General features: G+C 46.1%; 12 protein-coding genes and 1 riboswitch. All 12 genes read right to left on the reverse strand.

What is annotated here, in order from left to right; genetic code table 11:
- The 12 genes from ACSYSR_RS00600 to ACSYSR_RS00655 all read right to left on the reverse strand — a co-directional run bounded on the left by ACSYSR_RS00600 (window position 1) and on the right by ACSYSR_RS00655 (window position 14,307).
- Window positions 1-702, reverse strand: a complete 702-nt coding sequence (locus tag ACSYSR_RS00600; protein ID WP_252774080.1) for a DnaD domain-containing protein — start codon at window positions 700-702, stop codon at window positions 1-3.
- A gap of 64 nt (window positions 703-766) precedes the next feature.
- On the reverse strand, window positions 767-2,077 hold the full coding sequence (gene asnS, locus ACSYSR_RS00605; RefSeq protein WP_252774081.1) for an asparagine--tRNA ligase: 1,311 nt from the start codon (window positions 2,075-2,077) through the stop codon (window positions 767-769).
- 91 nt (window positions 2,078-2,168) lie between these two features.
- Complete coding sequence (locus ACSYSR_RS00610) at window positions 2,169-3,356, reverse strand: pyridoxal phosphate-dependent aminotransferase (RefSeq protein ID WP_489816430.1); 1,188 nt, start codon at window positions 3,354-3,356, stop codon at window positions 2,169-2,171.
- 10 nt (window positions 3,357-3,366) lie between these two features.
- Window positions 3,367-3,894: a hypothetical protein gene (locus ACSYSR_RS00615; protein ID WP_489816429.1), complete on the reverse strand. Its 528-nt coding sequence runs from the start codon at window positions 3,892-3,894 to the stop codon at window positions 3,367-3,369.
- 96 nt (window positions 3,895-3,990) lie between these two features.
- Window positions 3,991-5,199: an aminotransferase class I/II-fold pyridoxal phosphate-dependent enzyme gene (locus tag ACSYSR_RS00620; RefSeq protein ID WP_489816428.1), complete on the reverse strand. Its 1,209-nt coding sequence runs from the start codon at window positions 5,197-5,199 to the stop codon at window positions 3,991-3,993.
- Window positions 5,200-5,271: 72 nt separating this feature from the next.
- The gene (gene dapB, locus ACSYSR_RS00625) at window positions 5,272-6,036 is read right to left on the reverse strand and encodes a 4-hydroxy-tetrahydrodipicolinate reductase (protein ID WP_489816427.1); all 765 of its coding nucleotides are present in this window, start codon (window positions 6,034-6,036) and stop codon (window positions 5,272-5,274) included.
- Window positions 6,033-6,914, reverse strand: a complete 882-nt coding sequence (gene dapA, locus ACSYSR_RS00630) for a 4-hydroxy-tetrahydrodipicolinate synthase (protein ID WP_252774086.1) — start codon at window positions 6,912-6,914, stop codon at window positions 6,033-6,035. Before dapA ends, dapB begins: the two co-directional genes overlap by 4 nt.
- Window positions 6,915-7,014: 100 nt before the next feature.
- Complete coding sequence (locus tag ACSYSR_RS00635; protein ID WP_489816426.1) at window positions 7,015-8,166, reverse strand: N-acetyldiaminopimelate deacetylase; 1,152 nt, start codon at window positions 8,164-8,166, stop codon at window positions 7,015-7,017.
- A 90-nt stretch (window positions 8,167-8,256) separates the two neighbouring features.
- A complete protein-coding gene (dapD, locus tag ACSYSR_RS00640; RefSeq protein ID WP_252774088.1) occupies window positions 8,257-8,967 on the reverse strand; it encodes a 2,3,4,5-tetrahydropyridine-2,6-dicarboxylate N-acetyltransferase in 711 nt (236 codons plus the stop codon).
- Window positions 8,968-9,073: 106 nt separating this feature from the next.
- The gene (gene lysA, locus ACSYSR_RS00645; RefSeq protein ID WP_489816425.1) at window positions 9,074-10,375 is read right to left on the reverse strand and encodes a diaminopimelate decarboxylase; all 1,302 of its coding nucleotides are present in this window, start codon (window positions 10,373-10,375) and stop codon (window positions 9,074-9,076) included.
- Between the two features lie 59 nt (window positions 10,376-10,434).
- Window positions 10,435-11,547, reverse strand: a complete 1,113-nt coding sequence (alr, locus tag ACSYSR_RS00650) for an alanine racemase (RefSeq protein WP_489816424.1) — start codon at window positions 11,545-11,547, stop codon at window positions 10,435-10,437.
- 89 nt (window positions 11,548-11,636) lie between these two features.
- Window positions 11,637-11,789, reverse strand: a riboswitch (Lysine riboswitch).
- Between the two features lie 109 nt (window positions 11,790-11,898).
- Complete coding sequence (locus ACSYSR_RS00655) at window positions 11,899-14,307, reverse strand: exonuclease domain-containing protein (protein WP_489816423.1); 2,409 nt, start codon at window positions 14,305-14,307, stop codon at window positions 11,899-11,901.
- Between the last annotated feature and the right edge of the window lie 145 nt (window positions 14,308-14,452).

The following is a 14,452-nucleotide window of genomic DNA, read 5'->3' on the forward strand; positions in this document are numbered from 1 at the left end:
TTAGAGGTCATCTAACTTAAAGCTTGGCACAATTGGTTGCTTTTTTTCAGGTTGATTTTGGCCCTGACCATTGGCAGGTCTTGCTTGATAAACCACACCACGACGCTTTTCTTTAGCAATTTGGACCGCCTGGGGCGAAGTTAAATTATCACGTTGCCAATTCACCAGAATAGCCTCAATATAACGCAAACTCCGAGCATTGTTGGCTACTGCTTCTTGAATCGCCAAGACCATCATGTTTGGATCGAAATGATCTTGGTCAAACCACTGAGCCACCGTTTGCATTTCCAATGGTGACAGATTGCGGCCAAATTCGCCCTGTAAAATCCGAACCACTTCTTGACGACTTTTTTCACCGGCCGAAACAACATTATTGGCTGGTCTAAGCCCCTGACCATTGAGCAGGCGTTCGTAAAGTGGTAAGAAATCATAAATTTCGCCCTGACGTCCTTGACCGGCAACCTTCATTAAGCCTCGATCAACCATTGACATGAGCCGACTCACAACGGTTTTTTCTGTGGCCTTCATTATCCGGGCAACTACCTTCGGATCGGCCTGGTCACCTTGATCTTGAAGGCGTTTAACCTGCAAAAAAAGGACCAAGTCATCATTATCAAAACCCAAATCTTGATAATGCACTAATAAAGCGTTTTCAAGATTAGTGCTCCCAGCCTGCAAGAAGGCCTGTAATTTATTGTCCATCAAACCCTCCTCGTCAATCGTGACAAAAGCGCCCAAGAAACCCTTGGGCGCTTTTTTGTCTACTTTATGGACGCAAACGATGCGTCATCCGTGGAAATGGAATGGCTTCACGAATATGTTCTTCGCCAGTCACGAAGGTTACCATTCGTTCCAAACCAAGACCAAAACCTGAATGTGGTACAGAACCATATCTGCGCAAGTCTAAATACCAACCGTACTCATCCATGTCCAAACCTTCTTTTTCAATCTGAGCCTTCAAATAGTCGTAGTCAGTATCACGTTCCGATCCACCGATGATTTCACCATAGCCTTCTGGCGCCAACAAATCAGCGGAAATGACCACGTCATCACGATCTGGATGGCGCTTCATGTAAAAGGCCTTGATTGCCTTGGGAAAGTTGACAATAAAGACGGGCTTTTGAAAGTGGTTGGCCAAGAATGTTTCTTCAGGTGAACCAAAGTCAACACCCCATTCCACGTCAAAATCGTTTTCTTGCAACAACTTAATCGCATCATCATACGAAACACGTGGGAATGGTAACTGCGTATAAGAACGCAACAAGTCCTTGTCACGATTTAACAAGTCCAATTCCTGCTCATTTCTTTCCAAAACCTTTTCAATCAAGAAAGCAACATAGCGTTCCTGCAATTCCAAGGATTCATCCTGGTGCATAAAGGCCATTTCAGGCTCAATCATCCAGAATTCTGTTAAGTGGCGACGTGTCTTTGACTTTTCGGCACGAAAGGCAGGTCCAAAAGTAAAGACCCTTGAGAAGGCCATGGCACCCGCTTCAGCATACAACTGTCCCGTTTGTGATAGATAAGCTGATTGACCAAAGTAATCTGTCTCAAACAATTCGGTTGTTCCTTCAGGGGCAGACCCTGTCAGCAAAGGAGCATCCAACTTAATGAAGCCTTCCTGGTTAAAGAATTCGTAAGTTGCTGCAATCAAGGTATTGCGGATTTTTAATGTGGCAAATGGCTTGATGTGGCGCAAGTAAAGGTGGCGTTCATCAAATAAAAATTCCGTACCATGTTCCTTGGGTGTGATTGGGTAATCATGGCTCTCACCAATGACTTCTAAGCCAGTAATGCTAATTTCGTAGCCAAATGATGACCGATCGTCTGCATGAATCTCACCGGTCACATACAATGATGTTTCCTGTTTCAAATCCTTGGCTAAATTAAACAATTCCTCTGAAACGTCAGCCTTGGCAACCACACCCTGGAAAAAAGCAGTTCCGTCACGCAATTGCAAAAAGGCCATCTTTCCTGACCCACGCTTTTGCCGTAACCAAGCACCAATTTTTACTGTTTGGCCGACATACTTCGGTGCATCAACAATTTGGATTGTTGGAATCGTTGTTTCACTCATAAATTATTCGGGCTAATGCCCGACTCCTCACATTTTACTTATTAACTTTATTATGATAAAAATTTTGACAGCCGTCAACTAGGACAAAAAACTACTGAACAAAAGCCATGATGCGGTCGAGGGCTTCATTAATTGTTTCTTGGTCTTGCGCATATGATAGGCGCAAATAGCCCGGCATTCCAAAACCTTCACCGGCCGGAATAGCAACGTGGGCCTGTTTTAAGAGCGCAGTAGCAAAATCAAGCGTTGACTTTAGGCCCAATTTGTCCAAAAGGTCTTGATCAACCTTAAAAAATAGGTAAAAGGCTCCTTCTGGTTTTTGCGCAACAGACAATCCTGGGATAGCTATCAGCTTAGCATATGTTTCATTTAAGCGACTTTCAAAGGTAGCCCGCATATCCTCAACCATCTTTTGGTCAACTGTTAGGGCAGCCAAGGCAGCGTATTGACTAACGGCGGCTGGATTAGAAGTCATATGACCCAAAAGCTTATTCATTTCGGCAATGATTTTTTCATCGGCAATTGTCCAACCAATACGCCAACCGGTCATCGAATAGGACTTTGAAACCCCATCGACAATAATCAAGCGCGAATTCTTGATTTTTTTCAAAGCTAAAGCTGAAGTAAACGTCTGCCCATTGTAAACCAATTGGCCATAAATTTCATCAGACAAGAGGAAACTATCGTGAGCATCAGCCCAGTCCAAAAGAGCCAACACTTCGGCTCGGCTATAAACCTGCCCAGTTGGATTTGCAGGATTATTCAGGATAATCAACTTGACGGGTCCGGCTACATCATCGAGGTCTGCTGGCGTCAACTTCATCGCTGCCGTCTTAGGCTTCACGGTTGTGGCAACCCCACCCGCCAAACGAACCTGTTCAACGTAAGAAACCCAATAGGGTTCGGGCATGACAACTTGGTCACCAGGATTTAAGAGTACCTGCATGATCGTGTACAAAGACAACTTGGCACCGGAAGTAACCGTCACCTGGTTAGCCGACAAGGCCTGGCCCGTTTTCTTAGTTGTTTGTTCAGCAATGGCCTCTCTTAATGGCAAAATACCACCAACGGGCGTATAGAAAGAAGTTTGGCCGCCTTTGATAGCTGCAATCGCCGCTTCACTAATGGCCTTTGGCGTCGTAAAATCAGGCTCCCCAACACCAAGGTTAATCACGTCGATTCCTGCGGCCGCCATCTGCTTCGCCTGTTTAGAAACGGCCAATGTGGCTGAGGGTTGGACGGCTTGAGTCCGTTTTGAAAAATCACTTGCTTGCAACATCATTTTCTCCCTAAATTCCATTAATTGCCCGATAAACAGTGCCGGTCTTGTAATCCATTGTCAAATAGTTCATGTCACCATTTTGGCTCTCGTAGCTGATTTCCCAGACCAAAGTCTTTTGGTAAAGTGACAAGTTAGCCGAGTAAACCTTTTTTGGATTGTACTTGGCCTTAATCCGCTTTAATAAATCAGTCCGTGACAGGCCATTGCCAAAATCAAAAGTGGTCACAGTACCATGCTTCCCCTGAACGAGCGCCACCTTTTGTTGCCCAGCACTATCCTGACCAAGAACGGCATAAACCATGCCATTGCGATCATCCACCGTGACATTATGTAGGTTGGTCAATGTGGTTTTTTGGCTAACCGTTTTTTGCACATTTGATTCAGCCTTGGCCATTGGCTGTAACGCCATGTAGGCGTAAGCATAAATAGCACCGGCTACAATCAGGAAAATTGTCACCAAGACGATTAAAAATTTAACCCAAGAAAACCGTTTGGGCCGGGCCATTCTGACTCGTAAGTTATCGTGAACTTCCATAAAAATTCTTTCTCCGATTTGTCGTAACTATTGTTTATTATAGCAAAAAAATAGCCAAGAAATTGGATAATATCCGAGCTCATGGCTATTTAATCGTTATTCTGCTGGTGAAAGTTCAGTTGCTTCCTTAACAGTCTTGGCATAAGCAATGACTCGTTGCATCGCCTCTTCTAATTTTTCAGTCGAAGTTGCGTAAGAAATACGAATATGCCCCTCTCCCCCAGCGCCAAAGACGGAACCTGGTATCGTCCCCACCTGAGCCTTTTCACCTAATTCATAAACGAAGGCTTCGTCATCTTGTGGTAAAAAATCAGGAATCTTAGCAAAAATATAAAAGGCGCCCTTTGGTGTTGGTGCCGTAAAGCCCGCCTCCTGCAAGCCAGCGAGGACAATGTCGCGACGCTTTTGATAGGTATCGCGCATTTTCTTTGGCGCGTCTTTAGCTACCGTTAAGGCAGCCAGAGCACCAGCCATCATTGGTCCTGGCGCCGTCGTCACAACACCGGAATGCGCCAGGCCAACCATCTTCATCAAGGCCTTTGGACCGGCAATAAAACCAACCCGGTATCCAGTCATCGCATGTGACTTGGACAAGCCACTAATCAAGATCGTTTGTTCAGGAATATATCTTGTAATCGACTGGTGTGTCTGGCCATAGGTCAACTCAGCATAAATTTCATCCGACAAAACCAAGACGTCCGTCTTCTTGATAGCTGCAGCAAGTTCCTGGAGCTCTTTTTCATCATAGGTAACACCCGTTGGGTTACCAGGAAAGTTCAACACCAATCCCTTTGCTTCGGGGTGTTCTTGAATTGCCTTTTCAAACATTTCAGCCGTAAACAAGTAGGAAGGTGCCGTGTTGATTTCGACCACCTTCAAGCCAAGACGCAAGGCTTCAGCTTGGTAAAAGCAAAATGTTGGTGTTGGTACTAAAATCGTTTCGCCGCGGTTAAAGAGTGCGGACAATGAATCATAAATGGCTTCTGAAGCTCCGATAGTCACTGAAATTTCACTTTTTGGCTCATAAATCGGGCCAGACAAGCGTTCATGAATATAATCAGAAATGGCTTGACGTAAGGCTAAAGTTCCTTGTGAAGGCGCATAATGGGAGTCGTTATCATCAACTGCTTTTTTAACGGCTTCTTTGACGACATCCGGAACAGCAAAATCAGGCTCACCAAGGGTGAGTTTGATGATATCTGGAACTGCTGACAACTTAATGTCAACTGCTCTGATGGCCGCCGGTGGCACGATATCGAACAATTGGTTATACTGCTTCGACAAACTTTCTTTGACTTGAACCATGAAAACCACTCCTATTCTAAACAAATTTTTTTACATTGCTTTGCACCATTCTACCATATTATTAGAAAAAAATTAGAGAACTTTATCTAAACCAATCTCTAGTCCAACAATTTCATTGACATTTCGAATCGAACGAGCAACACCAGTCATGAAAGACGAACGATTATTAGTTGATTGTTTTATTGTTAATGTTTCTCCAGCAGAACCAAAGACAACTGTTTCTTCGGCTAAGATACCTGGCAAACGCATCGCATGAATTGGCACTCCCTGACCTTGGTCACCACGGGCCAAGGCAGCCGAATGTGGAATAGCAGGTTCTTTTTGACGGGCAGAAACAATCAGATCAGCAGTCGCCTTTGCCGTCCCAGATGGTGCATCAACCTTATCCTCATGGTGTGCCTCGATAATTTCGGCAGCGGGCAAATATTTAGCCGCTTGGCCGGCAAATTGCATTAATAAGACTGCCGTCATTGAAAAATTAGGAACAACCAATGCCGATTGGTCGTTTTCCAAAGCCAACGCCCGTAATTTTTCCAAATCGTCTGCCTGTAAGCCAGACGTGCCCATCACCAAGTCAAAACCATGAGTTAAGGCGTATTGGCCATTTTCAAAGGCAGCTGCTGGATTGGTCACGTCAACCCAAACATCGGCACTGACATCAATGGCTGATAAGTCAGTAAAGGTTGGCACAGTCCTTGCTTGCTTTTGCGACTGTTGGTCCAATGCTTTTTTCGTCGTTAAGCGACCAGCCAATGAAAAATCGGCTTGTCCTTCAATCAGTTCTTCAATTGACTGACCCATTTTTCCTTGGGCTCCTGCGAGAAAGACGGTTTTCATGCGATAACTCCTTGTCGGCCTAATACGGCTTCTACTTCTGCTGTTTGCTGCTCAGTCAAAGGCAGCAATGGTAAACGTAACTGATTTTCAACCAAGCCCTGCTTAGCTAAGATGGCCTTCACAGGACTTGGCGATGGATGAGAGAACAAAACGTTCATCTTCGGCGTCAAAAAACGTTGGTACTGACCTGCCAAGGCCACATCACCAGCCTCAAGAGCCGTAAAGAGCGCCTGCATTTCCCGGCCATAAAGGTGGGAGGCAACTGAAATTGTCCCGGCACAACCAACGGCCTTCGCTGCCAATGTTTGGCTATCTTCGCCAGTGTAAACGGCAAAGTCCTCTGGCGCTTGATTGACCAAAACGGCCAAATCGTCGATCGAAGTCACTTGCTTCACCGCATTAATATTTGGGTGATGGGCTAAGAACAAGACGGAATCATTTGTCATCGAAACGCTTGACCGACCAGGGATGTTATACAACATCAATGGTACTTGGCTGGCATTGGCAATTGCCGTGAAGTGGGCAATCATGCCATCCTGATCAGGCTTATTGTAGTAAGGCGTAACCGCTAAAATACCAGTCACACCCTCAATTTGGCTTGCAATTTCGGCTAAAGCCACAGACTCTGTCGTATTATTTGTGCCAACATTGGCAATCACAGGTCCTCGACCGTCCACGTACTGGGCAAAGTGACGGTATAAGGAAAGCCGTTCTTCCGTCGTTAACGTAGGTGACTCACCGGTCGTACCACCGATAACAAAGCCCTCCGTTCCTTCATTCAATAACTTGTCCGTTAAACGGTCCAAGGCCTCATAGTCAATTTCATTCTGACTGGTAAATGGGGTAATTAATGCGGTAATTAAATTTGCTGTCATCATCAAAAGCCATCCTCTCTCATCTCTAGCTATAGCGACTGCTTGCATCTCTTTAATCATTTTTTAACTGGCAAGCTGAAAAATCAGTTTACCTAGGTATTAGCTACTGGGCCATTTGCTGGTTAAAATAAGCAACCATCGCTTGAACACCAGCATTTATGGCTCGTTCATCGGGATTTAACCGGGCATCATGGAGGCTGTGTTCGGGATCTCCAACCCCAAGCCAAAACATCGTGCCTGGAAACTGCTGGAGTAAGAAGCCAAAGTCTTCGCCAGTCATTGCTGGTTGTGCTTCAACAAAGTCAACTTCCGGATTTTCTTCCATGAAAGCCATCAAGGCTGCCGTGGTCTTTGGATTATTTTCAACCGGATAGTAACCACCCTGAATGAGTTCCAAGTTCATTTGAACATCACAGGCCGCGGCAATTCCCTCCGCAATCGCGCGGACCCGTTTTTGCATCAGCTCCAAGTCTGTTTGGGTAAAGGCCCGAATTGTGCCGGCCAACTTAGCTTCACCAGCAATAACGTTGCCAATGGTACCGGCGTGAAAGGAACCAATCGTCACGACCCCACCATGGATCGGATTAACATTACGGGAAACCACGGTTTGCACCTGATTGACAAAGGAGCAAGCAGCAAGCAAAGCATCCTTTGCTTGCTGTGGATAAGCCGCGTGACCACCCTGGCCAACAACTTGTAAATGAATCTCCGTTGTTCCAGCAAAGAGCGTCCCCATTTTGGTCGCAATCTGACCGGCAGGCAAAGCTGGCTGGTCATGCAAAGCGTAGAGCTCATCCGGTTTAAAATCACCCGTGAGCGCACCGGCTTCATACAAACGTTTACCCCCAGCCTCGGATTCCTCAGCCGGCTGAAAGATAAAAATGAGATTATCTTTCGGCTGATTTTTCGCAAAGTAAGCCAAAATTCCCAGTGCAACCGTCATATGAATATCGTGGCCACAGGCATGCATCACACCTGGATGCTTTGAAGCAAAGGGTAAGCCCGTTTCTTCCTTAATGGGTAAGGCATCAATATCAGCCCGGTAACCGATTGTTTTTTTCGGATGCGTCCCTGCTAAGCGAACTAGCAAGGCCGTTTCAACTTCCGGCACCTCTTTGATTGTTAAGAAGTCACTGGCAAAGGTGGCAATTGTTTTTTTCAAATATTGTTGCGTTTGCACCTCGTGCAAGGCCAACTCTGGAATGGCGTGTAAGTCACGCCGAACCTGCACTAAATTAATGGTTGAATCGGACATCAAAGCCTCCCTTTCATGGACCATGAAACTATCTCTCTAATCGGCTAAGGCGCGCGGCCAGCTCCCAGACTTTTGCAGCATCCCCCTTGTTTACAAATCGCGTAAGGCAGCAACCAAGGCCGTCTTTTGCTCAGTTTGAGCATCAATTTGCTTAATGACCCTAGCCGGTACACCGGCAACAACGGTTTTTTCAGGCACGTCTTCTGTCACGATCGCACCGGCGGCCACAACCGCTCCGGCACCAACTTGAACCCCTTCAATGACCACTGCGTTGGCACCAATCAAAGCCCCATCACCAACACGAACAGGTTCTGCTGAAGCAGGTTCAATCACACCCGCTAAGACGGCACCGGCACCAATGTGGCAGTTCCGGCCAACTTCAGCTCGGCCACCTAAGACAGCGCCCATATCAATCATTGAACCGGCACCAATTTTGGCACCAATATTAATTATTGCCCCCATCATGACGACAACCTGGTCATCAATTTGAACTCGGTCACGAATCAAAGCTCCTGGTTCAATCCGGGCATTCAAGTGTTGAGTGTTCAACAGCGGCACCCCGGAGTTACGGGCAATTAATTCAACATGGTAGTCAGTAATGGCTGCTTGGTTGTCGTCCAAAATTGTTTGGATAACTTGCATATCACCAAAGACACTGCCAGTCTTCTCTCCAATAAAGGCTTGTACATCATTTGGCCATGTAATTTGAGTCAAATCACCCGCTAAGGTCACCTTGGCCGGTGTCTTCTTTTGAGAAGTTGCCAGATAGTTAATAATCGCTGCTGTGTCCATTTCAGTCATGTTTTGTTTTCCTTTTCCGGTTATTTTCTTTTTATTTAAATCCCATTGTTTCTTTCAGCCAAGCAAGGCGGGTTAATAAAATTAAGCATGCCCTACATACGCTTTTTTACCACTTACCAGGTAATTGGTAAGGCCGGTCATGGCTGGTTAAATCAGCTAGACTTTCGCCCCTAACTACCAGTTGTGAAAGGCCGTTTTCAACAAAAACCACGGCCGGTACAGGATTGCGGTTGTAACGAGAAGCCATGGAATAACCATAAGCACCTGTATTCAAAACAGCTACCAAGTCGCCTGGCTCAGTGACGGGCAACTCCTGGTCCTGAATCAAGACATCGCCTGACTCACAATACTTACCAACTAAGCGAACATGTTCTGCCGGCTTTCCGTGAACATTGTTGGCCAAGACTGCCTGGTAGTCGGCTTGGTAAAGAGCCGGACGAATGTTATCACCCATCCCCCCATCAACAGCCAAGTAAGTCCGAACACCCGGGATATCCTTTCGTGAACCGACGGTGTACAAACTGTAACCGGCCGGTCCGGCAATTGATCGACCCGGTTCAATCCAAATATCTGGTTGACGCATGCCCTTTTGAGCCGTTTGTTCCTGAACGCTGTTCAGCAATGCCAAAACGAGCTCTTCTGGTAAACGTGGCTGATCAGCATCCGTATAGGCGATTCCAAAGCCACCACCAAGGTCCAATACTTCTGGTTGGTAATCCCAAGAAGCACACAGGTCAACTAATTTCTGGCCGGCCAATTCAAAACCGTCTTCTTCAAAAATCTGAGAACCAATATGAGCCGATAAACCAAGGAGGTGCAAGCTTTGGTCATTTTCAGCCAATTCATATGCCCGCTTAGCTTGACCGGATTCCAAATCAAAGCCAAACTTAGAATCAACTTGACCGGTTTGAATGTAATCGTGAGTGTGGGCTGAGACTCCTGGAACCACACGCAAGATGACGTTTTGCTGTCCCTTTCGATCCGCCATTACCTGATGTAAAAGATCAAGTTCCAAAAAATTATCAATAATAATCGTGCCGACTCCGGATTCAACAGCAAAGGTTAAGTCAGAAAGTGACTTGTTATTCCCGTTATAGGAAACATTGTCCATCGGAAAGCCCGCAGCCACTGCTGTAAAAATTTCACCGGCGGAAACCAGGTCTAGGTGCAGACCTTCTTCAGCAACCACCTGATACATTGCCTGACAAGCAAATGCTTTTGAAGCGTAGGCAACGGCTCCTTTTTGACCAGCTTGGTCAAAGGCCTTCTTAAAGGCGCGCATCTGCTTACGCATGGTCAATACGTCATAAACGTACAATGGCGTTTGATATTCCTTGGCCAAATCAGTGGCTAACACGCCACCAATGATGAGCTGGTCTTGGTCATTTACTTGCAAGTGGTTTGACATAAGAATCTTTCCTTCTTTTCTTTTTTCAATCAAAATATTATTAGGTGAAGCCTAGAGGTTTAATCAACCAGGTACCGTGCTAAGCGGTCTTGGAAGCCAATCGTGATTTCCCATGGATCAATTTCACAATAGTGGGAAAAAGCAATCAGCGTGTTTTCCTGGTCCCGATTTTTACCAATAAAAGTCACCTTAGTTCCAACCGGGACAGGTTCTTCAAGAGCAATCATTAGTTGGTCCATGGCTAACTTACCAACAATTGGCGCCTTTTGGCCATTAACCAAAACCTCAAAGCCAACAGCTTCTCTGGGTAGACCATCACCATAGCCGATTGGCAAAGTTGCAATCCATTGATCCTTGGTGGTTTGATAAGTAGCACCATAGGAAACGGAAGCACCGGCCGGCAGTTGTTTAATCATCACAACCTCGGATTCAAGCGTCAAGACCGGTTCTAGGTAGTTGTCAGGCTTTAGCACCCCTTCGGAGGGCTCAATACCATAGACCGAAGTCCCTGCTCGAATGACATCCATTGGCATCTGGTCAACCCGGTATAAGGCTGCAGCCGAATTAGCCAAGTGGACCATCGGTGGCATTGGCAGACCATCAGTGAGCTCGTGCCAAGTTGCCAACTGACCTTCAAAATATGTTGTGTCAACAGCATCAGCCGTGGCAAAGTGGGTCATAATGCCCTGGTAAAGTAAGAAATCAGCATCTTGTACATCGTCGATTGCTGCACTCAATTCTTCCCGGTCACGAAAACCAATCCGTCCCATGCCCGTATCAACCGCCAAGTTAACCGGAAGTTTAGGACCGCCAAGACGCAAATTTGCTTCGGCCCGTTTCAACGTTTCACGATCAGCAACTGTGGCAATAATTTGGTAATCGGCCATTAGTTGGGCAAAGTCAGGAGACGTGAGGCCCAAAACCAAGATTGGTTGGCAAAAGCCGGCTTTACGTAAGGCAATTGCCTCATCCATCACAGCCACAGCAAGGCCATCGGCACCGCCTTCAACGGCAGCCTGACTCATTTCTAACAAACCAAAGCCATAAGCATTGGCCTTCACCGTCATGAAAATAAAGTTGGCGTGACTACTTTCACGCATGACTTGCAAATTTTTGGCCACCGCTGCCTTTGAAATCAATAAACGACTTGGACGGTGATTAGCGACAACCATGTTAGCCTCCTTAGGCAATAAAAAAATCCAAACAACGGGGGTTCATCCCTGTCGTTTGGATTATTGTCTAAAAATAGTCACAAAAAAAACAGTTGAATAGCTCCCCGCTGCATTAGCAGCGACAGTCCAATAGCTCTTAACTATTGGCCCAGCAAAATGGCTTTAACCCCATCAGCTTCGGCAACCGCCCCTTTCACGAACATTGTTCGGTACTCTTGTTGGTTGCGACCTCTATTACTTATTAAGTTGCCATTAATATACATGAGATTTTTTCTCATGTCAACACTCCTAACAAAATAAATTATCTTTTTAACAAAAAAGACAGCCGAAAATGGCTGTCTTTTCTTAATTTTATGAAAGATTTTTTTGATAAAAGTTCGCCTTTACCCGTTTGTACCGACTATTAACAGTTGCCAATCGATCCGAAAGCGCCTTAACCTGGTCCTGGTTAAAAGAAGCAAGTAAAACGGACTTTTCTTGTTTTTGAAGGGCAATCAATAGTGGGGTAAGCGTGGTGACATCAACCCAGCGATGGGCCTGCGAAATCACGGCCACTGCCGGCACTTGCAAGCTTTGTTGCCAAATAGCCGACAAATATTCTGGCAGGACAATCAAAATCGACCGGGCCTCTTGACTGCTTTGCCGGACAGCCTTAATGAGGGGAGAAGAAAGGTCCTGAGCATAAACAACGTAGTCATCACCATACCGATCTGATAACTTATAATACCAATGCTTCAAAGCGGCATGATCCTCAACAATCAGAACTATGTGTTGAACCTTGGCTAAAATCAGCTGTCCAATTTGCTGGTCTTCGTTTCGGCTCGTGGTCAGCACCGTCGTTAATTGGTTATCCGTCGTCCCCTCGAATTCACTTTTTTCAGGCAAGAGAGCTCCTGGCGTCTGAGCGAGGAACGTTGCTAAATCATCCGGTAAATAAGACGAAACAACGAGGACTTTGTCGACCTGCTTTAAGAAATATTTTTGGTAAAGCAAGTCGTTCTTGACCTCAAAAATCAAGTTTTGAACAGCCGGTTCCTTTTGGAGATGCCACGAGATATGGGCCAGATATTCCTGGTGCGCCGATAACCAAGACAATTTGGCTAATTTAGCCGTCAAATCAGCTTGTGTTAATTTGTGGTGAAAATTAGCTTCGGCTGCCAAATCAACTAAGTCCAACAAGCGATTCAAGACCGCCTTACCGGTTTTCACCAGACCAATTTCTTCCGCTTGGCCATCAATCTTGTTGCTGGCCTCTTCCCAGTTGTGAAGGGCTACTTTCCACTGGCCCTGGGTCTTCTTCGGTAGACTAGCAGCCAAATCAGCTAAGCGGGCTACTTGGTCTTGGTAGAAGCTCAAGGGCAACGTCAGACCAAAGCCCTCTTGAATAGCAGTCAAAAGCGCAATTGGCTTTTCCAGTATGGCTACGGGCCGATCCTGGTACTGGCTTGCCCTTTCCAGATTTTCCGAAGTGGCAAAAAATGCCGCAAAGGTCAAAAGAACCACATTCGCACGGGCCGCCTTGTCAAAGGCTTTGACAAAGGCCGGACCAGTTTCATCAGAACGAACGGCTGCTAAGCCAGGCTGATTTTGCACACCCTTTGGCAAGTCCACGAGGGCCAAGTCGGCACTTTCGGCTAACCAAACGAGGACTCGTGCTTGCCAAAAGATACCGCCTTGCTTTTTAGCCGCCTCCAAAACTTTTTGAAACTTTTTCTCGTCCAGATAATCTCGTGGCGCATAGAGTTTTGCAATCGACAAGTTGGCTCCAGGTAGCCGATCCTGCAATTCTGCTAAAATGGTCTCCTGGTGGTTCAAGAGCGTAATGTCGTGAGCCAGTAGGTAGGTCGCTTGTTGGCGATTTTGATAAAAGAGTGGCAATAGATACGACAACGTTTTCCGAACTTCTGGTGGTGTTGTTAACTGCCAAACCGCTCGTTTCCGCTGCTGCAAAAAGCGCTGCACCTGGTCCATCACCTGACTCTGGTCTTTTTCGACCGCAAAACTAGGCCCTAAAGCGGCAGCTTTATCAGAAAGCGTCTTGGGATAAAGCAAGTTACCAGCCGGTTTGTTCCGGTTGGTAACTTTTTGGTGACCGGACTGGCGGCCCAAGTTCTCTATGCGTTCGGCTAAAAATGCCGGAGCCGAGGACCGGTCCTTCATGGCCATAGCCAAGAAATCCTGGCTTTGACGCAACAGGTTCCAATCCACACTCAAAAGTTCCTTCTTCGTCTTGTCAGGTAGGCCCTGCGCCTTGTGCCAAAGCGATAGCATCAGATACGCCGTGGCCTCTGCATCAGCGTTGGCTCGGTGAGCCTGAACAAGAGGCAAATCGAGGTACTTTGTCAAATCAGACAAGCGATAGCCTGGGGCCGTTGGGTAAAGAATTTGGGCTAGTTGAACAGTATCGATTGCCATTAGGTCCAGTTCAGGCAAACCAACCCGGGCAAATTCGGCATTCAAATAAGGGTAATCAAAGTTCACGTTATGGGCAACAAAAACCTGATCCTTTAATAACCCGCGCAAAGAGGGAGCAAGTTCCTCAAAGAAGGGTGCATCCCGCACATCTTTTTGACTGATATGGGTTAATTGTTGAATTTTTTTATCGATTGTTTGTCCTGGATTCACGAATGAATCGAAGTGTTCGACAATCTTTTTATTTTTTACAAAGGTCATCCCGATTTGAATAATCCGCCCTCCTTTTTCAACGGAGGGGTTAGTGGTTTCCAAATCGACAATCACAAAGGCGGCTGATTTTTTCATCAGGACTCCTTTCTCATCTCGAGACCAAGACATAATTGGGCCCAAAACTGTCTTTTTTAGACCTAAATTTCATTTTGCTCTAGTAGTTATTTTACACTACTTAGCCCAGTGCGGTACAATATTAGCAGTAATTGGAGTCTTTTAT

The organism is Fructobacillus sp. ESL1096 (assembly GCF_058511985.1).